Origin of the sequence: Myxococcus sp. AM011, assembly GCF_013372595.1 — a bacterium.
Taxonomy (GTDB): Bacteria; Myxococcota; Myxococcia; order Myxococcales; family Myxococcaceae; genus Myxococcus; species Myxococcus eversor.
Genome location: NZ_JABXEM010000046.1, coordinates 1 through 20,502, shown reverse-complemented (window position 1 = coordinate 20,502; position 20,502 = coordinate 1). Strand labels below are relative to the sequence as shown.

The 20,502-nt window shown below is 67.0% G+C and carries 20 protein-coding genes; 7 read left to right on the top strand and 13 right to left on the bottom strand.

All coding sequences use genetic code 11. From position 1 onward, the window contains the following. Positions 1-81 precede the first annotated feature (81 nt). From HUW62_RS12435 to HUW62_RS12425, 3 genes are all read left to right on the top strand, one after another. Positions 82-525 (top strand): hypothetical protein, encoded by a 444-nt coding sequence (locus HUW62_RS12435; protein ID WP_163867317.1) that lies wholly within the window; start codon positions 82-84, stop codon positions 523-525. 109 nt (positions 526-634) lie between these two features. Next, positions 635-1,651, top strand: coding sequence for an alcohol dehydrogenase (locus HUW62_RS12430; protein WP_163867316.1), 1,017 nt, complete (start codon positions 635-637; stop codon positions 1,649-1,651). A 122-nt stretch (positions 1,652-1,773) separates the two neighbouring features. Continuing rightward, entirely contained in the window at positions 1,774-2,133 is a 360-nt protein-coding gene (locus HUW62_RS12425) for a DUF1428 domain-containing protein (protein ID WP_163867315.1), read from the top strand. A gap of 103 nt (positions 2,134-2,236) precedes the next feature. Here HUW62_RS12425 and HUW62_RS12420 read toward each other — a convergent pair whose 3' ends face one another. The 6 genes from HUW62_RS12420 to HUW62_RS12395 all read right to left on the bottom strand — a co-directional run bounded on the left by HUW62_RS12420 (position 2,237) and on the right by HUW62_RS12395 (position 8,056). After that, positions 2,237-3,634 carry a VWA domain-containing protein gene (locus tag HUW62_RS12420; RefSeq protein WP_176434554.1) on the bottom strand — a complete coding sequence of 466 codons (1,398 nt, stop codon included), beginning with the start codon at positions 3,632-3,634 and terminating at the stop codon, positions 2,237-2,239. After that, entirely contained in the window at positions 3,634-4,944 is a 1,311-nt protein-coding gene (locus HUW62_RS12415; protein WP_176434553.1) for a class I SAM-dependent RNA methyltransferase, read from the bottom strand. The genes HUW62_RS12420 and HUW62_RS12415 overlap by 1 nt, the downstream gene beginning before the upstream one ends. A gap of 36 nt (positions 4,945-4,980) precedes the next feature. Further along, positions 4,981-5,364 (bottom strand): TIGR02266 family protein, encoded by a 384-nt coding sequence (locus tag HUW62_RS12410; RefSeq protein ID WP_163867312.1) that lies wholly within the window; start codon positions 5,362-5,364, stop codon positions 4,981-4,983. Positions 5,365-5,432: 68 nt separating this feature from the next. Next, entirely contained in the window at positions 5,433-6,089 is a 657-nt protein-coding gene (locus tag HUW62_RS12405) for a CoA transferase subunit B (protein ID WP_141644398.1), read from the bottom strand. 7 nt (positions 6,090-6,096) lie between these two features. Beyond that, positions 6,097-6,795, bottom strand: coding sequence for a CoA transferase subunit A (locus tag HUW62_RS12400; protein ID WP_163867311.1), 699 nt, complete (start codon positions 6,793-6,795; stop codon positions 6,097-6,099). Between the two features lie 79 nt (positions 6,796-6,874). Beyond that, the gene (locus HUW62_RS12395) at positions 6,875-8,056 is read right to left on the bottom strand and encodes an acetyl-CoA C-acetyltransferase (RefSeq protein ID WP_176434552.1); all 1,182 of its coding nucleotides are present in this window, start codon (positions 8,054-8,056) and stop codon (positions 6,875-6,877) included. Positions 8,057-8,322: 266 nt separating this feature from the next. Between HUW62_RS12395 and HUW62_RS12390 the strand changes: the two genes are divergently transcribed. After that, the gene (locus HUW62_RS12390; protein WP_163867309.1) at positions 8,323-8,901 is read left to right on the top strand and encodes a TetR/AcrR family transcriptional regulator; all 579 of its coding nucleotides are present in this window, start codon (positions 8,323-8,325) and stop codon (positions 8,899-8,901) included. Positions 8,902-8,903: 2 nt separating this feature from the next. Then, positions 8,904-9,758, top strand: coding sequence for an N-acyl homoserine lactonase family protein (locus tag HUW62_RS12385; protein WP_176434551.1), 855 nt, complete (start codon positions 8,904-8,906; stop codon positions 9,756-9,758). 75 nt (positions 9,759-9,833) lie between these two features. Here HUW62_RS12385 and HUW62_RS12380 read toward each other — a convergent pair whose 3' ends face one another. Continuing rightward, a complete protein-coding gene (locus HUW62_RS12380) occupies positions 9,834-11,546 on the bottom strand; it encodes a 30S ribosomal protein S1 (RefSeq protein WP_141644393.1) in 1,713 nt (570 codons plus the stop codon). Positions 11,547-12,234: 688 nt separating this feature from the next. Here HUW62_RS12380 and HUW62_RS12375 point away from each other — a divergent pair. Together HUW62_RS12375 and HUW62_RS12370 are read left to right on the top strand one after the other, a co-directional pair. Then, positions 12,235-14,433: a hypothetical protein gene (locus HUW62_RS12375; protein WP_163867307.1), complete on the top strand. Its 2,199-nt coding sequence runs from the start codon at positions 12,235-12,237 to the stop codon at positions 14,431-14,433. 21 nt (positions 14,434-14,454) lie between these two features. After that, a complete protein-coding gene (locus HUW62_RS12370) occupies positions 14,455-15,096 on the top strand; it encodes a hypothetical protein (protein ID WP_176434550.1) in 642 nt (213 codons plus the stop codon). A gap of 23 nt (positions 15,097-15,119) precedes the next feature. On the opposite strand, the gene HUW62_RS12365 is transcribed toward HUW62_RS12370, so the two are convergent. The 6 genes from HUW62_RS12365 to HUW62_RS12340 all read right to left on the bottom strand — a co-directional run bounded on the left by HUW62_RS12365 (position 15,120) and on the right by HUW62_RS12340 (position 20,169). Continuing rightward, positions 15,120-16,154, bottom strand: a complete 1,035-nt coding sequence (locus HUW62_RS12365; RefSeq protein ID WP_176434549.1) for an NADP-dependent oxidoreductase — start codon at positions 16,152-16,154, stop codon at positions 15,120-15,122. Positions 16,155-16,315: 161 nt separating this feature from the next. Further along, positions 16,316-16,912: a TetR/AcrR family transcriptional regulator gene (locus HUW62_RS12360; RefSeq protein ID WP_163867304.1), complete on the bottom strand. Its 597-nt coding sequence runs from the start codon at positions 16,910-16,912 to the stop codon at positions 16,316-16,318. Between the two features lie 52 nt (positions 16,913-16,964). Further along, complete coding sequence (locus HUW62_RS12355) at positions 16,965-17,372, bottom strand: hypothetical protein (protein ID WP_163867303.1); 408 nt, start codon at positions 17,370-17,372, stop codon at positions 16,965-16,967. A gap of 46 nt (positions 17,373-17,418) precedes the next feature. Further along, the gene (locus tag HUW62_RS12350; RefSeq protein WP_176434548.1) at positions 17,419-18,564 is read right to left on the bottom strand and encodes an acyl-CoA dehydrogenase family protein; all 1,146 of its coding nucleotides are present in this window, start codon (positions 18,562-18,564) and stop codon (positions 17,419-17,421) included. Between the two features lie 10 nt (positions 18,565-18,574). Beyond that, on the bottom strand, positions 18,575-19,021 hold the full coding sequence (locus HUW62_RS12345; protein WP_163867301.1) for an AgmX/PglI C-terminal domain-containing protein: 447 nt from the start codon (positions 19,019-19,021) through the stop codon (positions 18,575-18,577). 5 nt (positions 19,022-19,026) lie between these two features. Next, positions 19,027-20,169, bottom strand: coding sequence for an acyl-CoA dehydrogenase (locus HUW62_RS12340; protein ID WP_163867300.1), 1,143 nt, complete (start codon positions 20,167-20,169; stop codon positions 19,027-19,029). Positions 20,170-20,502: the final 333 nt, after the last annotated feature.

Genomic DNA, 20,502 nt, shown 5'->3' with positions numbered 1-20,502 from the left:
GAGGCGGAGACTTTCTCTGCGTGCTCCACCTTGGGTCCATCCTCTTGAGGCAATTCTGAGATCACCTCTAGTGTTCCAGGGATGAACCCTGACGCTCCCCTGCTTCGTCGTATCGTCCGTGGCAGTGCGGTGTATGACCTGGTCGTTACCCTTCCGTTCGCGACACCGTGGACAGCGGACGCGGTGCTTTCGCTGATGCGTCAGGTGCATCAGGCACTGGCGCTGGGCGGTGAGCCCATGCCGTCGTTCGCGCCCATGCCGCTGTTCTTCACCTCCCTCTTCGGCGTCCTCGCGGTGCTGTGGGCGGGGGTCCGCATCATCCAGCCGACGGTGTTCCACGGCATCGTGGACACGCTGGGCCGTGCGGTGGTCGCCTTGTGGATGATCCTGGCGCTCTCGCAGGGGGCGACGCAGGTGCTCATCGCGTTCCTCGTGATGGAGTTGGCGGGGATGTTCGCGCAGGGCAGTGTCCTCCTGGGGGCCAGGACGAGGCTCGAGGGGGTGGTCACCGCGACGGCCCGTTGAACGGGAACGTCCTGCCGCGGACGCCGGTCCATTCCAACGGGACTGTCGTCTTCACTCTGGGGCCTGCCTATATTCACTCGCGTTCTTCACACCGATGGAGGCAGGCGCGATGGCCAGGAAGATGAAGGCGGTGCAGGTGAAGCAGTCGAAGGGGCCGCTCGAGGTCGTGGAGCGGGACGTACCCGAGCCCGGCCCCGGACAGGTGCTCATCGCCGTGGACGCATGTGGCGTCTGCCACAGCGATGCCATCGTCAAGGAGGGGTGGATGCCCCTGCAGTACCCGCGGGTGCCCGGCCATGAGGTGGTGGGCCGCATCGACAAGGTGGGTCCCGGGGTGACGGCCTGGAAGGCAGGACAACACGTCGGTGTGGGCTGGCACGGAGGTCACTGTGGCCAGTGCTCCGCGTGCCGTGTGGGCGACTTCGTCACCTGTGAGTTCCAGCAGATCTGCGGCATCAGCTACGACGGTGGCTATGCCGAATACATGCTGGCCCCGCAGGAAGCGCTGGCCCGCGTCCCGGACGGCATGAAGTCCGAGGACGCCGCGCCGCTCTTGTGCGCGGGCGTGACGACGTTCAACTCGCTGCGGAACATGGGCGCGAAGCCGGGTTCGCTGGTGGCGGTGCAAGGCATTGGTGGCCTGGGACACCTGGCCATCCAGTTCTCGCGCAAGCTGGGCTACCGCACGGTGGCCATCTCGCGAGGGGCGGACAAGCAGAAGCTGGCCACGGAGCTGGGCGCCCACGACTACATCGACACGGAGAAGGGACCCGTGGGCAAGGCGCTCCAAGCGATGGGCGGCGCGCGCGTCATCATGATGACCGCGTCGAGCAGCAGCCTCGCGGCGGACATGATTGGCGGCCTGGGTCGCGACGGCGTCCTGCTGCTCCTGGGCGCGGGCTCGGAGCCCATCCCCGTCACCAGCCTTCAGCTCATCATGAAGCGCCAGCGCGTCCAGGGCTGGCCCAGCGGCATTCCCCAGGACTCGCAGGACACCATGGACTTCAGCGCGCTCACGGGCGTGCGCTCCCAGAATGAGGTGTTTCCCATGGAGCGCGCTGGCGAGGCCTACGAGCGAATGATGAGCAACCACGCCCGCTTCAGAGTGGTGCTCAAGATGCGATGAGCGGTGCACTCGCCCCTCGGAGGTCCGCCAGGCAATCGCTTCGTGTCGATCCCCGCACCGCCCAATCGTCGCGCTCTTGAAGGCGCCCTGCCGGCGTCCTCTCATTCCCAGAGGAGCATCCCATGTCCTACATCGATGGTTTCGTCATCGCCGTGCCGACCGCGAACAAGGAGAAGTTCATCGCACATGCCCGCAAGGGCGACCCCGTCTTCATCGAGTGCGGTGCCCTCCGAGTGATCGAGTGCTGGGGAGACGACGTGCCGAGCGGCAAGCTCACCGACTTCCGCAGGGCCGTGCAGGCCAAGGACGATGAGACGGTGGTCTTCTCGTGGATTGAATGGCCCGACAAGGCCGCGCGCGACGCTGGCATGGAGAAGATGATGAAGGACCCACGAATGAGCCCCGAGGAGAACCCGATGCCCTTCGACGGCGCGCGGATGATCTACGGCGGCTTCGCGCCGGTGGTGATGCTGGACAAGTAGCTCGCTGGCGCGGGTCCAATACGGCGTATTCCAGGGGTGAAGCTGCCGGCCTCGGCGGCTTCACCTTCGTGTACGCGAAGGGCTCGTCCTATCCGCAAGAGGCTCAAGCCGGAACGAGCTGGTCCGCGATGCGAGCCAGGTCGGAGATGGACGTCACGACCACGGCCTGGTGACAGTGCTTCTCGTAAGTGAGCATCTCGCTGTCACCGATGCCCCAGTTGCCGCGCTCCTCGGGGCAGATCCACAGCACGCGCTTCGCCTTGCGGCGCAAATCCTTCAGCGCCCAGACGTTGTTGGCGTTGTAGTTGTTGCGCCCATCACCAATCACCATGACGGTGGTGCGGCGGGTGATGCTGCCCAGGTGGTCCCGGGTGAAGTCCGCCAGCGCGCGGCCATAGTTCGAGTTGGCGCTCAGGGACACCGTCTTCCCCGCCGTCGCCATGTCGATGGCCTCGTCCACGTCGAGGTCCTTGAAGTACTGCGTCACCTCGCCCACGTCGGACACGAAGACGAACGAGCGCACGCGCACGAACAGCGACTGCATCGTGTGCATGAACAGCAACATCATCCGCGCCGCGTTGCGGACGGAGTCGGACACGTCACACAGCACCACCAGCTCCGGGCGCTCCGGGCGGCGGCGCCGGAACTGGGGCAGCATGGGCACCCCACCCCACGTCATGTTCTTGCGCAGCGTGCGACGGACATTGAGCGCGCCCTTGCGGTGCGAGCGCTGCCGACGAATCAAGCGACTGCGCAGCTTCTCCGCCAGCGTGCGCACGGCGGACTGCATCTGGTCCACCTCCGCCTGGGTGAGCAGGTGCAGCGGCTTGTCCTGCACCGTGTCGGTGCGACGCCGGATGCGAGCCTCCGCCTGACGCTTCACCTCCTGGCGCGCGGCGTCTTCAATCTTCCGCATCGCCGCGGCGACATGGCGGGACACAATCTCCACGCCCTCGGGAGACAGGCCGCGCGCATGCAGCTCGTCCTCCAGCGACTTCATGTCGGAGCGAGCCCGCTCCATGCCCGCGCCCGCCAGCATGCGCCGCGAGAAGAAGCCCGCCTGGAGCGGACTCTCCAGCTTCGACAAGTCCAACTGGAGCGAGGCCATCCGGAAGATCTGCGCCAGCCGCGCCCGGTCTCCCTCCAGCACCGCCTGCGCGAGCGGAGACATCTCCGGCAGCAGGAGGTTCATCTGGTAGATGACCATCTTCAGCGTGTCCCCCTCCAGGTAGCCCTCTTCCTGGAGCTGCGCGGCCAGGGACTTGTCGATGGCCTCGAACGTCGCCGCCGCGCCGGAGAAGAAGAAGTCGAAAGCGCGGTTGAACGTGTCCACGTCCAGTTCGCGCTTCACCAGCGTCGTCCGCATCACCGCGCGGAACAGGGCCCGGTCCACCAGCCCCACCTCGGCGGTGGCCCGCAGTGCGTCCTGCACCTCGGAGGTGCTCACGCGCACGCCGTTCTGTCGGAGCACCTCGGCGAACTCGACGATGCGCGCGTCCATCAGCTTCCCTTCCCCGTGCCCGGCCGCTCGAAGGACATCACGGCCTCCACGTGGTGCGTCTGGGGGAACATGTCCACGACCTGGAGCGCCTGCGGCTTGTAGCCCGCCTCCACCAACCCCGCCGCGTCGCGCGCGAGCGAGGCCGGGTCACACGCCACGTACACCACCCGGCGGATGCCCAGCGCCACCATCCACTTCGCCAGGCCTGGAGCCCCCGCTCGCGGCGGGTCCGCCAGACACACGTCGAAGCGCCGGCCCTCGGACACCAGCCCGTCGCACACCTTGCGCGCATCCCCCTGCACGAAGCGCACGTTGCCCACGCCCGCCTCGCGAGCACTGCGCAGAGCCAGTTCCACGCCCACCGGGGACGACTCCACGCCCAGCACCGACGCGGCTCCAGCCGCCAGCGGGAAGGTGAAGTTGCCGTTGCCCGAGTACAGCTCCAGCACGGAGTCCTCGTCCCGCGCCGCCAGCTCGAAGATGGCCGAAGTGACGAGCCCCACGTTGGCCTCCGCGTGCGCCTGCGCGAACGAATCCGGCCGCAGGTACAGCGGCACCTCCGGTCGCAGCGGCGAGTACGAGCGCAGCGCCGGCTTGCCCAGCACCCGGGGCGAGCCCTCCTTCGGCACCAGCACCGCGCCCTCCAGTCGCAGCGCCCGCACGGCGGCCTCCGCGGCCTCCACGTGCCGCGCCGTCACCTGCCCCGTCAGGTTCACCGCGAACGCGGCCTTGTCCCCCTCCGCGAGCAGGAGCACCTCCTCGGTGTCCTTCGCCAAGGGCTTGAGCAGCGGCGCCAGCTTCCCCGGCAGCGCCGTCAGCACGGGCGTGAGGGCACCGCACTCGGACACCGCGAGCCGCTCGTGGCTGCGCCGGCTGAAGTAGCCCAGCGCTCCCTTCCCCGCCGGATGCAGCACCGTGCGTCGGCGATAGCCCCAGTCCCGAGGCGCCACCAGGAGCGGCCGGACGGTGAAGTCCTCGCGCCTCAGGTGGCCCAGGTGCTCCAGGGTGGAGAGGACGATCTCCTGCTTCGCGCTCCGCTGCGCGGACTCGGCCAGGCCCAGCCAGTCACAGCCACCGCACTCGCCGGCCAGGGAACACGGGGCCACGCGGCGGTCCGGCCCGGGGGAGACCACCTCACGCAACAGGCCGCGCAGCACCCGCCCCTGGGACTCCAGGTGGACGCGCACGGTGTCGCCGGGGAAGGCGCCAGGGATGAAGACGGTGCGCCCCTGCCAGGAAGCCACGCCTTCGCCAAGCTGGCCGAGGCGGTCGATCGTCAGTGAAACGGGAGTCTCAGGGAGGGGCAGCATGCAGGCGCTCGGTGGGGGCGCCCGCGCGGGCCGCCGTTACTTCCGGGTCGCTTCCGACGGGAGCTCCGAGCGCAACCGCTCCACGAACTCCCCGATGCGCGACCGCTTGTCTTCGTCAACGTCCAGGAACTCCACCGCCATCCCCGGCAACTGCGAGGGGGCGGCGCCGAGCGCGTTGGTGCGCGTCACCCGGCCCTTCAGCTCCACCGGGAAGTGCGCTCCCGGCAGTGTCACCAGCAGCTTCACCACCGTGTCCACCGGCAGGGGCTTGTCGGTGTTGATGTAGAGGCCGCCCTTGGAAAGGTTGACGGCCCAGTCCGTCACGAAGCCGGCCACGCTGCGGTAGGCCACCGGCAGCTCGTATTCGACTCGCGGCGCGCGGTGGTCGATGGGGTTCAACTTCTCCGAGGTGTCGGCCATGAAAGGGGCTCCGCCGGGGAAGTCGTCCATACCACCCTCCCCCAGCGGCGCACCTTAGCCTTGAGCGCTCAGACTTTCATCTCGCGCACGTCCGGCGCGATTTTCAGCTTCGGCTCGGTGAGCTTCTGGACCAGCTCCACCGTCACGCCCGGGGCCAGCTCGCGCAGGACGAGCCCCTCCGGCGTCACGTCCAGGAACGCATGGTCCGTGACGATGTGGTGCACGCACTTCAGGCCTGTCAGGGGCAGCGAGCACTTCTTGAGGATCTTCGGCTGACCCTCCTTGTTCGCGTGCTCCATGGCCACGTAGATGCGCTTGGCCCCCACGGCCAGGTCCATGGCGCCTCCCATGCCCTTGACCATCTTCCCGGGAATCATCCAGTTGGCCAGGTCCCCCTCTTCGGAGACCTCCATGGCGCCCAGCACGGCCATGTCGATGTGGCCGCCCCGAATCATCCCGAACGACAGGGCCGAGTCGAAGAACGCGGCGCCCTTCACCGTCGTCACCGTCTCCTTGCCCGCGTTGATGAGGTCCGGGTCTTCCTTGCCCGCCTCGGGATACGGCCCGATGCCCAGCAGGCCGTTCTCCGACTGGAGCACCACCTCCACCCCCTCGGGGATGTAGTTGGGGACCAGCGTGGGGATGCCGATGCCCAGGTTCACATAGAAGCCGTCCCGCAGCTCCAGGGCGATGCGCTTCGCGAGTTGTTCACGAGTCAGTGGCATGGGGTCCTCAGGCCGTCTTGCGGACGGTGCGCCGCTCAATCCACTTCTGGAGGTTCTTCGCCTGGACGATGCGCTTCACGAAGATGCTCGGGAGGTGCACCTGGTCCGGGTCCAACTCGCCGGGCTGAACAATCTCCTCCGCCTCGACGATGGTGACCTTGGCCGCCATGCACATCATCGGGGAGAAGTTGCGCGCCGTCTTGTTGAAGATGAGGTTGCCGTGGGTGTCCGCCTTCGCCGCGTGGATGATGGCGAAGTCCGCCTTCAACGGCGTCTCCAGGACGTGCAGCCGGCCGTCGATGATGCGCGACTCCTTGCCCTCGGCCACCTGCGTCCCCGCGCCCGTGGGCGTGAAGAAGCCACCGATGCCGCAGCCGCCCGCGCGGATGCGCTCGGCCAGGGTTCCCTGCGGGTTCAGCTCCACCTCCAGCTCGCCGGAGAGGTACTGCCGCTCGAACTCCTTGTTCTCTCCCACGTAGCTCGACACCATCCGCTTGACCTGCTTGTTCTGGAGCAGGATGCCCAGGCCGAGCTCGGTGGTGCCGCAGTTGTTGGAGATGATGGTGAGGTTCTTCACGCCCTTGCGGTGAAGCGCCTCGATGAGATTCTCAGGATTGCCACACAACCCGAAGCCGCCGCTCATCAGCGTGCAGCCATCCGGGATGTCGGCGACCGCCTCGTCCGCGCTCGCGTAGACCTTGTTCATTCGCCCTCCCGATAACGGAAACGGGGTGAAGGCCACCAAGGCCCCCACCCCGTCCCTCTCCCCGCGGGGAGAGGGTTGACTACCGCTCCACCATCAGCGCGATGCCCTCGCCGCCGCCGATGCACAGCGACGCGACGCCCCGCTTCTTGTCCTGGTCCTTCATCGTCTGCAGCAGCGTCACCAGCACGCGCGCACCGGAAGCGCCGATGGGGTGACCGAGCACCACCCCGCCACCGCGCACGTTCACCTTCGCCGGATCCAACCCGAGGATCTTGTTGTTCGCGAGCGACACCACCGCGAACGCCTCGTTGATCTCCCACAGGTCCACGTCCGCCACGCTCACGCCCTTCTTCTTCAGGAGCGTGTTGATGGCGTCCGCCGGGGCAATCGTGAACTCCACCGGCTTGCGCGCGGCCTGCGCGTAACCGGTGATGCGGCCCAGAATCGTGCGGCCCTCGGCCTTCGCCTTCTCCTCGCTCATCAGCACCAGCGCCGCGGCGCCGTCGTTGATGGAGGACGCGTTGGCGGCCGTCACCGTGCCGTCCTTCTTGAACACCGGCTTGAGGCCCGGAATCTTGTCCGGCTTGGCGTTGCGCGGGCCCTCGTCCTCGGAGACCGTCGTCACCTCGTCCGGCTTCTTGCCGGGGATCTGCACGGGGACGATCTCGGCGGCGAACAGGCCTTCCTTCTGGGCGTGAATCGCGCGGCGGGTGGACTCCAGCGCGAACTCGTCCTGCTGCGCGCGGCTGATGCCCTGCGACGTGGCGCACTCCTCGGCGCACAGGCCCATGTGGACGTTGCCATACACGTCCCAGAGACCGTCGAGGATCATCGCGTCCTTGAACTCCACGTTGCCCATGCGAGCGCCACCGCGCATCGTGTGGCTCACGTAGGGCGAGTTGCTCATGGACTCCATGCCGCCGGCGACGACGACGTCCGCCTCACCCAGGGCAATGGCCTGCGCGCCCGCGATGACGGCCTTGAGGCCGGAGCCACAGACCTTGTTCAGCGTGGTGGCGGGAACTCCCTCGGGGAGGCCGGCGAAGATGGTGGCCTGACGGGCAGGCGCCTGGCCGACACCCGCCTGGAGCACACAGCCCATGATGACTTCCTGGACGGTCTCCGGCTTCACGCCCGCGCGCTCCAGCGCGGCCTTGATGGCCACCGCGCCCAGCTGCGGCGCCGTCAGCTTGGCGAGCGCTCCCTGAAAGGCGCCGATAGGGGTACGGGCCGCGCCCACGATGACGACGTCACGAGCCATGAAAACTGCCTCCTCTTGAGGATGTACGGATGTCCTTCGATAACAGCGGCGGTGGCCCTTATCACCGGGCGTTCCCCGGAGTTCAAGCGTCCTCGCTCGCCGTCCGGACATGAGCGTCCACTGCTCGCGACGCACCGCGAAACCGCCCCCAACCGCGCGAAGTTCCTCCTCCTTCCGGACACCCACCACCCGACCAGTCGGTCGCTCGCGCCACGCTCGTGGCCCGTATTTGACCTTGAGGTACAAAACGACCTAACACCCCGGGCATGGCACGTCCGAGGAAGTTCCAGGCCGAGGCGGCGGTGGCGAAGGCGATGGAGGTCTTCTGGGAGAAGGGCTACGCGGCGGCGTCTCCCCAGGAGCTGGGGGAGCGGATGGGGCTGGGTCGGGGCAGCCTCTACAACGCGTTCGAGAGCAAGCAGGGCCTCTTCGAGTGCGTGCTGCGCCACTACCACACGCACGAGGCGCCCAAGCTGCTCGCGTTCCTGACGCGGCCCGGCCCCATCAAGGCGCGCCTGCGGGCCCTGTTCCTCGCGGTCATCGAGATTGACGTCGCGGACCCCGAGCGCCGGGGATGTCTGGCCATCAACACCGCGATTGAACTGGCGGGACGCGACGCGGGCGCGGCCCGGCTCGCGGCGCGGATGTTCGAGCAGACCGAAGCCGCCTTCCTGTCGCTCCTCGAGGAGGGCCAGCGCACCGGCGAGGTCGACGCCGCGCGTGACGCGAGAGAGCTCGCGAGCTTCCTCCTCAACAACCTCACCGGCCTCCGCGTGCTCGGAAAGACGGCGGAGGACACCACCCGTCTCACCCGCATCGTCGATGCCCTCATGAGGTCCTTCTAGTCATGCGCGTCTCCCCCGCCCTCCTCCTCTCCCTGCTGTCCCTCACCGGTGGCTGCGCGCACCAGGCGACGACGTCCAACACCTCGCCTCCAGCGCTGCGCCTCTACGCGCTGGATTGCGGACGCATCGACATCCACGACATGGGGTTCTTCACGGACGGGAGTCATCCCAATGGCCAGAAGGGAGAGATGTCCGGCCCCTGCTTCCTCATCCGCCATCCCCAGGGCGCGCTGCTCTGGGACACCGGGCTGGATGACGTCATCTCCCGGAGCCCGGACGGCGTGACGGATGCGGTGGGCTTTCGCGTCCACGTCCAGAAGACGCTGCACGCGCAGCTCGCCCAGTTGGGCCTGAAGCCCTCGGACGTGCGCTACGTGGGCTTCTCCCATCTGCACGCGGACCATGCCGGCAACGCCAATGCCTTCACCGGCTCCACGTGGCTGCTCCAGCGCAAGGAGCTGGCGTGGGCCACCGCGACGCCCGCGCCGCCGGGCGTGGACCCGACGAAGTTCTCCACGTGGCGCGAGGCGAAGGTGGAGCCGCTTGAGGGAGATCGCGACGTCTTCGGCGACGGCAGCGTGCGAATCCTCTCCACGCCGGGACATACGCCGGGCCACCAGTCGCTGCAGGTGAACCTCCCTCGGACGGGGACCGTCGTCCTGTCGGGGGACCTCTGCCACACGCGAGAGAACTGGGAGCGCCATGTCGTGCCTGGCTTCAACACCAGCCGCGAGCAAACCCTCTCATCCATCGACCATGTGGAGACGCTGGTGAAGGACGCCAAGGGCCGATTCATCGTCCAGCACGCGCCCGAGGACTTCCGCGCGCTGCCCTCGTTCCCTGGCTACCTGGAGTAGGCGTCTGGAACGGCAACGGCCGGGCCCCCTTTCGGGAACCCGGCCGTCACGCCGTGAGGCGATGCTGAGCGAAGACTACTTCTTCGTCAGCTTGCCCATCACGTCGCCGAGGCGCGCCTTGGAGCCTTCCGCCTGCTTGCGGAGGTACTCGCGGTAGTCGTCGCCTTCGCCGATCAGCGCCTTCATGGACAGGGCGACCTTCCGGTCCGGCGTGTTGATGTCGATGATCTTCACCTCGACATCCTGCGCCTCCTGCACCACGTCACGCGGGTTCTCGACACGCTCCTCCTTCAGCTCGGAGACGTGGACGAGACCCTCGATGCCCGGCTCGATCTCCACGAACGCGCCGAAGTCGGTGACCTTGGTGACCTTGCCCTTCACGCGGCTGCCGACAGGCAGGCGCTCGGACAGCGTCTCCCAGGGGTCCGGCTGGAGCTGCTTGATGCCCAGGCTGAACCGCTCGTTCTCGACGTCGATGTTGAGGACCACCGCCTCGACCTCGTCGCCCTTCTTGAACATCTCGCCCGGGTGCTTGATGCGCTGGGTCCAGGAGATATCGGACACGTGCACCAGGCCGTCCACGCCCTCCTCGACGCCGACGAACACGCCGAAGTCGGTGACGTTGCGGATCTGACCCTTGATGACGGAGCCGATCGGGTACTTGTCCTCGAGCAGCGTCCAGGGGTTCTGCTCGATCTGCTTCATGCCCAGCGCGATGCGCTTGGCCTTGGGATCGATATCCAGGACGACGGCCTCCACCTCCTGGCCGACCTCCAGGATCTTGGACGGGTGCTTGAGGCGCTTGGTCCAGGACATCTCGGACACGTGGACGAGACCCTCGACGCCCTGCTCGATCTCGATGAACGCGCCGTAGTCGGTGATCGACACGACCTTGCCCTTGACGCGGGTGCCGACCGGGTACTTCTCGTCGGCGCGGTGCCACGGGTCCTCCTGGATCTGCTTCAGGCCCAGGCTGACGCGCTCCTGCGTCGGGTCGAACTTGAGGACAACGACGCGGACCTCGTCGCCCACATTGAACATCTCGCTGGGGTGACCGATGCGGCCCCAGGACATGTCCGTGATGTGGAGCAGGCCGTCGATGCCGCCCAGGTCGATGAAGGCGCCGTAGTCCGTGAGGTTCTTGACGACACCCTTGAGGACCGCACCCTCCTTCAGGTTCTTGAGGGTCTCCTTCTTCATCTCCTCGCGCTGCTTCTCGAGGAGGACCCGGCGCGACAGGACGATGTTGCCGCGCTTCTTGTTGAACTTGATGACCTTGAACTCGAATTCCTTCGAGATGTACTGGTCAAGGTTGCGCACGGGCCGGATATCCACCTGGCTGCCGGGCAGGAACGCCTTCACGCCGATGTCGACGGAGAGGCCTCCCTTCACGCGACCCACGATGGTGCCCTTGACGATCTCATCGCGCTCACAGGCGGCGCTGATCTCGTCCCAGATGCGCATCTTGTCGGCCTTCTCCTTGGAGAGGACGACCATGCCGGTGTCGTTCTCGCGGCTCTCCAGGAGGACCTCAACGGGGTCGCCCGCCTTGACGGAGACCTCTCCGCGAGGATTGGTGAACTCGGAGATCGGGACCTGACCCTCGGACTTGTAGCCGATGTCGACGATCGCGAAGTCCTTCGTCACCTGCACCACGGTGCCCTTGACGATCTCCCCTTCCTTCAGGATGCCGTCGCCACCGCGCTGCTTGAGCGACTCTTCGAACATCGCCGCGAAGTTTTCTTCCCCGGCGTCAGTCTCGACCTGCTGGTTCACGTTCTGCTGCATGGAAATGGAAGTCCTTTGATACGGCACAGCTGCCCCCTGATTTGAGGAACGCGGGCCCATGCGGGGCGCAACGAGAGTCCGCGGACGTCCCCACCTCTGGGGACTTTTGAATGGTGCTGAATGAAGCCGCGCACCCTAGACACCGGTTATTCCGGTAGTCAAGCGAGCACGTGCCCCATGTGCTGTTCGGTGGATGCGATCACCCGGAACTGTCAAGACCCGGGACAGCCATCCGCACCCATCTTTCTAAGAACGCTCGCCCACCTTCGCAGCCCTCCCGCTTCAGAGGACCCCGCGAGCGTCCGCTTCGCCTGTTCGGCCAGCGAGCGCGACAACCTACTCGAAAAATCCACTGAAATGCGACCCACATCGTGCGGCCGCGTTCCGCTCGTGGGTCGAGGTCCACGAGTCCAGTGCCCGGCATGAGTCATGGGGGGTGCGCCCGGGGGGGTGGACTGTTCCCACATGTCGGCGGCCGCGGGCCTCTTCCTTCCCTTCCTGTCTGGGATTCCCTGAGCAAGGCATTGGCCGCGTCGAGCGCGCACGCCCGTGCGTCCGCGAGGGACGCGAATCACCCACATGGCCAGGGGCGCTGTCCTCTGGAGCCAGTCCCCCACCCTTCCGGGCATGAGCGCTGCACTGGGGCCGTCCCCGTCAGCCCACCTCTCATCGGCCAGGACGCGACTTCATGATTCGGATCGACAAGGGCGGTGCGCCCGGAGGCGCCCGGGAGAAGTGCGCGGAAATCACCCAGGAGCTCCGGGACATCTACGCGCAGTTGGAGGGCCAGTACCGGGCCAGGACGGGCAAGGGGCCCGTCGCCTTCGACAAGGAGGCCATCGTCGAAGAGCTGCTCGGCCCTCGACCCACGAAGGCCCAGAAGCAGCGCCTGCTGGGCAAGCTGGGGCTGGTGAAGTTCGGCGAAGAGCTGGTGGAGGTGATGAACGAGCGGCTCCTCGACGAGCAGGTGCTCCATCAGCTCCAGGGAGACTGGAGGGCGCGCTTCGGCGCGTACCTGGACGGCTTCCATGCCGTGGCGCTGGAGGCCCGGAAGGTCTGGGACGCGAAGCTGTCCGGCATGTCACCGGAGGCCCGCCACCAGCTCCTCGGCGTCATCCGCCCGCTCTACCAGCAGTCCGTGCTGACCTCCGGGCGTCCCTGGCTGAGCGCGCCCGCCATCAACGCGCTGGAGCTGCCCTGGTTCGCGCCACAGGAGCTCGCGGGGTGGACCTTCCCTCCGGCGTTGAACTCGATGTCCCTGGATTTCAAGGTGGGAGCCGTCGCGGCCCATCAGGCGCAGGTGGCCGACTTCCGGGAGCGCTGCCGGACTTCGGAGGCCTTGCGCAAGTACACGTCGCTGGCGTGGATGTGCGGCACGCCGGACGGCCTTCCCGCCGAGGGGGCCTTGTGGGGCTTCGCCTTCGACTTCCACGCCGGCTACCTCAAGAAGGGCAAGCACCCTCCCCGGGACATGGGGGACGCGGACCTTCGCGCCATGGCGACGGCGCCCGAGCCCGTGCGTGGCGCGCTCGCCTACTACGCGTTGTCGGTGCGCCTCATGGGGGACCTCATCGACGAGAAGATGGCGGGTGCCTGGAAGACCGTCACCCGGCCGCTCATCGGCTTCAAGTCGGAGATCTTCAGCAGCGACTACTACTCCGGACACGGCATCAAGGAGGCGCTGCTCAACTCGCACCACGGCAAGTGCGCCTTCTGCGAGTCCAAGGTGAAGTACCTGGCGCACGGGGACGTGGAGCACTTCCGCCCCAAGGCGGGCTACGAGCAGGGATATGGCTTCAACCTGGATGGGTATTTCTGGGAGGCCTACGCCTGGGAGAACCTCTACTACTCGTGCCAGGTCTGCAATCAGATCCACAAGGGGAACAAGTTCCCCGTCCTGCTGAATGACCAGCTCGTGGAGGTGCGCTCCACCGCGACCCGCAAGGTGTCCGAGGAGCGCTCCGTGCTCATCGACCCGGGCCTCGAGGACCCCCGGCTGGCGGTGCGCTTCAACGTGTGGACGGGCGAGGCCTATCCCTACGACTTGCTGCGCTGGTTCCTGGACACGCGCAAGGGCCGGCAGGACGCGGACGAGTTCGCCTGGAGCGAGCCCAAGGCGATTCCGTCCATGCAGGGGCGGTACGAGGTGAAGGTCCACCCGACGAACAAGTCGTTCGTGGTGACGGGCAACGGGCACGAGATGTTCCAGGTGGTGCACCAGGCGCCGCCGGTGGCGCTGCGGGGAGTCCGCACCATCCAGATACTGGGGCTCAACCGGCCGGAGCTGGTGCTCCAGCGCGTGTCCCACCTGCGCCACCTGCGCGGCGTGTTCTGGGCCTTCCTCGTCGAGCAGTCGGAGAGCGCGGCGGCCCGGGCGGCGCTGGACGATTCGCGCAGGCCCTCCGCCGAGTTCAGCTCGCTCGCCATCGACGCGTGGGAGACGTGGGGCCGCGAGGTGACCCGGGTCAAGGCCCAGGTGTCCCAGCAGCAGGTCAACCCGATGAACGTAGGCCTCGCCGTGGACGCGTGGCTTGCCCAGTACACGGCGCTGATGCGGCAGCAGCCCGTGTACGCGGACACACCGGACGAGAGCTGGGAGATGAGCGACGCCATCATGTACCACGTCGGTCCGCACCAGGTGAACGCGGACGAGCGCGGGCTGGTCTACCTCAAGGGCGACGAGGAGTTGGAGAAGTCCGCGGGCTGGTACCTGGGGATTCCCGAGGAGGACCACGGGCTCAAGGTCCACTTCTACGACGAGGATGACGACGAAATCGAGCAGATGACGCTGAAGCAGATCATCGACGCCAAGCAGGCCTGGCGCAGCTTCAACAAGGCGACGTCGGTCCTCGTGAAGGGCCCCTTCAAACAGAAGCTGGGCTTCTGACCCCGCGCGAGGTGGATGGACATGGCGGAAGACAAGGTCCGGGTCGCCGAGGCGGGTGATTCGGTGGAGAGCATCGCGTCCGAGCACGGGCACATCTGGCAGACATTGTGGGAGCACCCTCGCAATCAGGCGCTGCGCGAGCTGCGTGGGAATCCGCACACGCTCCTGCCGGGAGACGAGGTCTTCGTCCCGGCGCTGCGCCAGCGGATGAAGCAGGTCCTCACGGGGCGAAAGCACACCTTTGTGCGCAAGGGCATTCCCTCCAAGCTGCACCTGGTGCTGCGCGTGGGGAGCGAGGTGTTGAAGGACACGCCCTATGCGCTGGAGGTGGACGGGGTCATCCTGAAGGGACGCAGCGGTGCGGACGGGAGCATCGTGCACTCGGTGTCGCCCACGGCGGCGACGGGGATGCTTCGGATTGGAGAGGGCTTCGCGTCGCGCCTCATCCCCATCTCATTGCGGCACCTGCACCCGCTGGACACGGTGAGCGGTGTCCAGGGGCGACTGAAGAACCTGGGCTATCCCGTGGATGAGGTGAGCGGCGAGCTGGATGGACCGACGCAGGCGGCGCTCCAGAAGTTCCGGGCGGACCAGCAATTGCCCTCGGGGACGGGCATCGATGATTCGCTGAGGTCCGCGCTCCAGCGGGTGTATGGGCATTAGGGTGACAAGGGGCCCACGACGCGTCAGACGTCGGAGACGCGCACCACGAGCTTGCCGAAGTTGCCGCCCTCCAACATGCGGATGAGCGCCGCCGGCGCGTTCTCCAGCCCATCGACGCGGTCCTCTCGCAGCTTCACGCGGCCGTCGGCGACCCACGCGTCCATGTCGCGACGGAAGGCGTCGTAGCGGTCACCGTAGTGGTCGAGGATGATGAGGCCCTGCATGCGGATGCGCTTCTGCTGCAACACCGCCAGCACCTGCGGCAACCGATTCGGGCCCGGTGACGTGTCGCCGTTGTAGCTGGAGATGGTCCCGCACAGCGGCACGCGAGCCCAGTGATTGAGCAACGGCACCACCGCCTCGAACATCTCACCACCGACGTTCTCGAAGTAGACGTCGATGCCGCGCGGGCAGGCGGCGGCGAGTCGCTCGGCCAGCCTCGGCTCGCGGCGGTCGAGGCACACGTCGAAGCCCAGCTCCTCGACGGCGTAACGGCACTTGTCCGTGCCCCCGGCGATGCCCACCACCCTCGCGCCCTTCAATCTGGCGATCTGCCCCACCACCGCCCCCACGGCCCCCGTCGCCGCGGCGACGACCACCGTCTCTCCTGGCTTGGGCTCGCCAATGTCCAGCAAGCCCACGTGGGCGGTGAACGCGGGCATGCCGAGCACGCCCAGGGCCAGTGACGGCTGCTTCATCTCACCGAGCGGGACCAGGTCCTGCCCATCCGACAACGCGTAGTCCTGCCAGCCGGAGTTGCCCAGCACCAGGTCCCCGACCTGGAAGCGCGGATGCCTGGAGGAGACGACCCGGTCGACCGTGCCGCCCACCATGGGTTCACCGACCCGCACCGACGACGCGGCATACGCCGGGGGGACATCGTTCATCATCGGGCGCATGTACGGGTCCAGCGACAGGTACAGGGTGCGCAGCAGCACCTGTCCTTCCCCCGGAGCGGGGACGTCGGCTTCTTCGAGACGGAAGTCCCGCGATGTCGGCATGCCGTGAGGACGCGCGGCGAGGACGACACGACGATTGCGGGTATCGCTTTGAGGCATGGGTGCTGACTCCAGGGGTGTGGCGAGAAAACGTTCAGCGCACCCTGTCCCGGCAAGCCGTGAGCGAGCGCGCACGAGCCACTCACGGTGTGCCACCGCGAGCAGCTCGGCCGACGAAAAAGAAGGTGACGAAGCGAAGACGCGTCTTCGACGCGGACGCGTTATGCGAGTCCCAGCAACCGCCGTGTACCAACCATGGCCGTGTCCAGCGGCGTGCGGTCGCGGGAAATCTTGGCCAGCAGCCCCGCGCCCAGCCAGGACTGGTAGAGAGTGATTGCGACCGCCCGCGTGTCCAGCGGAGCCGTCAGCGAACCGTCCTCCCTCCCTGCATCAAGACAGCGCGACAGTCTGTCGATGATGCCCTGAGTCCCGCGCTCCAGCGCCGCGCGCATGCTCCCGGACAAGTCACAGACCTCCGCGCCGAGCTTCACCACGAGACATCGGCCCCGGGCCTCTTCGTCGAGCTGAGAGGCAAGCCAGTCCTGGAAGTACCCCAGCAGGCGCTGCGCGGACGTGCCCGGCACCGCCAGCAACACCTCCATCCTCGCCAGGTAGTCCGCGAAGTACGTCTCCAGCACCGCCTCGCCGAAGGCCTCCTTCGAGTCGAAGTAGTAATAGAACGAGCCCTTCGGGACCTTCGCCGCCGCCAGCACCTCCGCCAGGCCCACCGCGGTGAAGCCCTTGCTCGCGAACAACGGATGGGCCGCATCGATGATGTGCCGACGGGCATCCTGCTGGGGGGCCGCGCTCACGCTCATGGCCCTTTGCTAACGACCAGTAGACCGGTCGTCTAGTCGATTCGTGGCAAGTTCAGGGAGTCTTCCAATCCCCGTAGCAGCCCACGAGCCCACACGAAGGACACCGGCATCCCACATAGAACCAGCGGACGTCCGTGCTGCCTTCGTAGAACGCGGACCCCACGGTGAGCTCGAAGCGAGTTCCCCCACAAGGGCACTCGCATTCCCCCAGCTCCGCGTCGTCGAGGTACTCGGCGCTGTCCCCCACGGGAATCTGATGCTGGCACGTCGGGCACGTCTGGACGGCCGCGCCCTCGTCATCATCGAGCAACAACTCCAGCACCTCGGAGCCACAGGGGCACCGCAGGTCTTCCATCCGCGCGATGGGGTACTTGTTCTTCTCGCTGTAGCCCGCCAGGAAGGTCCTGAGGTCCGCGCGCGAGTCGCCGTACGAGTAACGTCCCTTCCGCTTCAGCCCCATGGGTCCACTCCTCCCTGGCCGCGAAGCGGAAGAACGAAGCCTCGCCTCAGCCCAGCAGTTTGAAGCTCTCGCGGGCAATCACCATCCGCTGCACCTCGCTGGTGCCCTCGTAGATGGTCTGCACGCGCGCGTCGCGGAAGTACCGCTCCACCGGGAACTCGTCGATGTAGCCGTAGCCGCCGTGAAGCTGCACGGCCTTGTCACAGACGCGATTGCTCGTCTCGCTGGCGAACAACTTCGCCATCGACGCCTCGCGGGTGAACGGCTGCTTCTGGTCCTTCATGTACGCCGCGCGCAGCGTCAGCAGCTCCGCCGCGTCGATCTGCGTCTTCATGTCGGCGATCATGAAGCGCGGCCCCTGGAACTCGCCAATCGCATGACCGAACGCCTTGCGGTCCTTCACATAGGACACGGTGGCCTCCAGCGCCGCGCGAGCCACGCCACACGCCTGCGAGGCGATGCCGATGCGCCCGCCATCCAGCGCGACCATCGCCAGCCGGAACCCCTGCCCTTCCGAGCCCAGCAGGTTCTCCGCCGGAATCACGCAGTCCTCGAACGTCAGCGCGACGGTGTTCGACGAGCGCAGCCCCATCTTGTCCTCGTGGCGACCGATGATGAGACCCTTCGTCCCACCCTCCACGATGAAGCACGACAGGCCCTTGTTGCCGGCCGGCGACGTGCGCGCCCACACCACCATCACGCCCGCGTACGCGCCGGACGTAATCCACTGCTTGCTGCCGTTGATGACCCACGAGTCGCCACGGCGGACCGCGGACGTCATCAGCGCGCCCGGGTCGGAGCCCGCGTGCGGCTCGGAGAGCGCGAACGAACCCGCCACGGCCTCACCCGACGTCAGCCGCGTCACGTACTTCTCGCGCTGCGCCTCGGTGCCGAACGCGTTGATCAGCTCCGCGCACATGTTCGTCACGGCCATCGCCACGGACGTGGACGCATCCGCCGCGGCCATCTCCATCATCGCCAGCGCGTAGGACACGGCGCCCGCTTCCGAGCCGCCGTACTTCGCCGGGATGTTCACGCCCAGCAGCCCCAGCTCGCCCAGCTCCTTGAAGATTTCGGTGGGAAAGCGCTCCTGGCGGTCCAGTTCGCGGGCGAGCGGCGCCACGCGCTCCCGCGCGAACTTGCGGGCCGTCTCGCGAATCAGCGTCTGCGTCTCGGTCAGCTCGAGGTTCACGTCGGTCGTCCTACTCGATGGCCTTGAGGTTGAACGGATACTCGATGGGGTGGTCGGCGCCGTCCGGAGGCTTGGGGAACGTCATGGACGACAACACGGCCACCACGCAGTCATGAAGGTTCGGGTCCTTCAGCGTGCTGCCCTTGCGCACCTTCGCGCCCTTCACCAGACCATTGGCGTCGATGGTGAAGGACGTGAGCAGCTTGCCCTCCGCCTTCTTGTTCTTCTCCGCCATGTGGTCCTCGTAGCACTCCTGGATCCGCCCCTGGTTGTACGTGACGACCTGGCGGATGGAGTCCGGAGTGAACGGCAGGCGGGCCACGTCCGGCGCGTCGCTCTTCGCGGGCACCTTCGTGGTGGGGGCCGGCTTCCCGCCCTCGGGCTTCTTCGCTGGAACGCTCTCCGCGAACGCGGCGGTCGAGACCAGAATCAGAACGGGAAGCAGTGCCCTCTTCATGGTGCCTACTCCTTCAGGACGTTGGCGGAGATGACGATGCGCTGAATCTCGCTCGTCCCCTCGTAGATCTCGGTGATGCGCGCGTCACGCACGTGGCGCTCGGCGTCCATCTCCTTGCTGTAGCCCATGCCGCCGTGCACCTGGAGGGCCTTGTTCGCCACGCGGCTGGCCATCTCGCTGGCGTACAGCTTCGCCATCGCGCTCTCCGCGCTGTGGCGCACGCCCTTGTCCTTGAGCAGCGCCGCGCGCCACACCAGCAGGCGGGCCGCGTCGATCTCCATCGCCATGTCGGCGATCATGAACTGGATGGCCTGGTGCTCGCGGATGGGCTTGCCGAAGGACTTGCGCTCACCCGAGTAGCGAACGGCCTCCTCGTACGCCGCGCGGGCGATGCCCAGCGCCTGCGAGGCAATGCCAATGCGGCCACCGTCGAGCGTGGACATGGCGACCTTGAAGCCCTCGCCCTCCTTGCCCAGGATGTTCTTGGCCGGCACGCGCATGTCCTCGAAGAACATGGAGCAGGACCAGGCGGCGCTGATGCCCATCTTCTTGTCGGGCTCGGCGCGGGTGAAGCCGGGGGTGTTGGTGGGCACCAGGAAGGCGGTGATGCCCTTGTTGCCCGCCTCCTTGTTCGTCATCGTGAACAGGACGATGGCGTCGGCCTTGGGGCCGTTGGTGATCCAGTTCTTGGAGCCGTTGATGACGAACTCGTCACCCCGGCGCACCGCGACGGTCTGCTGGGCGGCGGCGTCGCTGCCGGCCTCGGGCTCCGTCAGGCCGAAGCAGCCGAGCTTGTCGCCCCGGGCGAACGGCGCGAGGAACTCTTCCTTCTGGGCCTCGGTGCCGAACTTCGACACCGGGTCGCAATAGAGCGAGTTGTTCACGCTCATGATGACGCCGGTGGAGGCACAGCCTCGGCTGATCTCCTCCATGGCGAGCGCGTAACAGACGTTGTCCAGACCGGCGCCGCCGTACTTCTCGGAGACGGCCACGCCGAGCAGCGACAGCTCGGCGAGCTTCTTCACCGCATCCGTGGGCCAGGTGTGGTGTTCATCCCACTTCCGGGCGTTGGGGGTCAGTTCCTTGGCGGCGAACTCGCGGCACATCCGCTGGATCTCGCGCTGGACATCGGTCAGCTCGAAGTTCATGAGGGCTCCATATTACGGGGGGTGCTCCCAGGGAATAGCGAAGACGCTCCGCCAGCCCCCAAGCGAGGGTTGCCGTGCCGATTAGCCGACGACCGCCCGCCGGGCCCCCTGGAATCCAGGGGTGAGCCCAGGAACATGTTCAGTGGCACCGTGACGTCCAGGGAGAGGTCCATCCGCGCCCCCTCCCCCGTCCAGGCCCGGCGAAGCACCACGGACACCGTCCAGGGCTTCGTATTCGGACCGCGTTCAATCCAGTCTGTCTCTTATAAACATCTCCGAGCCCACGAGACGCGTAGTAACCTCGTATGCCGCCTTCTGCTTGAAAAAAGAAAC

Excerpts from the sequence above, each read along its gene's own strand:
- HUW62_RS12435 (WP_163867317.1), top strand. The coding sequence starts at position 82 with ATGAACCCTGACGCTCCCCTGCTTCGTCGTATCGTCCGTGGCAGTGCG.
- HUW62_RS12430 (WP_163867316.1), top strand. The coding sequence starts at position 635 with ATGGCCAGGAAGATGAAGGCGGTGCAGGTGAAGCAGTCGAAGGGGCCG.
- HUW62_RS12425 (WP_163867315.1), top strand. The coding sequence starts at position 1,774 with ATGTCCTACATCGATGGTTTCGTCATCGCCGTGCCGACCGCGAACAAG.
- HUW62_RS12420 (WP_176434554.1), bottom strand. The coding sequence starts at position 3,634 with ATGGACGCGCGCATCGTCGAGTTCGCCGAGGTGCTCCGACAGAACGGC.
- HUW62_RS12415 (WP_176434553.1), bottom strand. The coding sequence starts at position 4,944 with ATGCTGCCCCTCCCTGAGACTCCCGTTTCACTGACGATCGACCGCCTC.
- HUW62_RS12410 (WP_163867312.1), bottom strand. The coding sequence starts at position 5,364 with ATGGCCGACACCTCGGAGAAGTTGAACCCCATCGACCACCGCGCGCCG.
- HUW62_RS12405 (WP_141644398.1), bottom strand. The coding sequence starts at position 6,089 with ATGCCACTGACTCGTGAACAACTCGCGAAGCGCATCGCCCTGGAGCTG.
- HUW62_RS12400 (WP_163867311.1), bottom strand. The coding sequence starts at position 6,795 with ATGAACAAGGTCTACGCGAGCGCGGACGAGGCGGTCGCCGACATCCCG.
- HUW62_RS12395 (WP_176434552.1), bottom strand. The coding sequence starts at position 8,056 with ATGGCTCGTGACGTCGTCATCGTGGGCGCGGCCCGTACCCCTATCGGC.
- HUW62_RS12390 (WP_163867309.1), top strand. The coding sequence starts at position 8,323 with ATGGCACGTCCGAGGAAGTTCCAGGCCGAGGCGGCGGTGGCGAAGGCG.
- HUW62_RS12385 (WP_176434551.1), top strand. The coding sequence starts at position 8,904 with ATGCGCGTCTCCCCCGCCCTCCTCCTCTCCCTGCTGTCCCTCACCGGT.
- HUW62_RS12380 (WP_141644393.1), bottom strand. The coding sequence starts at position 11,546 with ATGCAGCAGAACGTGAACCAGCAGGTCGAGACTGACGCCGGGGAAGAA.
- HUW62_RS12375 (WP_163867307.1), top strand. The coding sequence starts at position 12,235 with ATGATTCGGATCGACAAGGGCGGTGCGCCCGGAGGCGCCCGGGAGAAG.
- HUW62_RS12370 (WP_176434550.1), top strand. The coding sequence starts at position 14,455 with ATGGCGGAAGACAAGGTCCGGGTCGCCGAGGCGGGTGATTCGGTGGAG.
- HUW62_RS12365 (WP_176434549.1), bottom strand. The coding sequence starts at position 16,154 with ATGCCTCAAAGCGATACCCGCAATCGTCGTGTCGTCCTCGCCGCGCGT.
- HUW62_RS12360 (WP_163867304.1), bottom strand. The coding sequence starts at position 16,912 with ATGAGCGTGAGCGCGGCCCCCCAGCAGGATGCCCGTCGGCACATCATC.
- HUW62_RS12355 (WP_163867303.1), bottom strand. The coding sequence starts at position 17,372 with ATGGGGCTGAAGCGGAAGGGACGTTACTCGTACGGCGACTCGCGCGCG.
- HUW62_RS12345 (WP_163867301.1), bottom strand. The coding sequence starts at position 19,021 with ATGAAGAGGGCACTGCTTCCCGTTCTGATTCTGGTCTCGACCGCCGCG.
- HUW62_RS12340 (WP_163867300.1), bottom strand. The coding sequence starts at position 20,169 with ATGAACTTCGAGCTGACCGATGTCCAGCGCGAGATCCAGCGGATGTGC.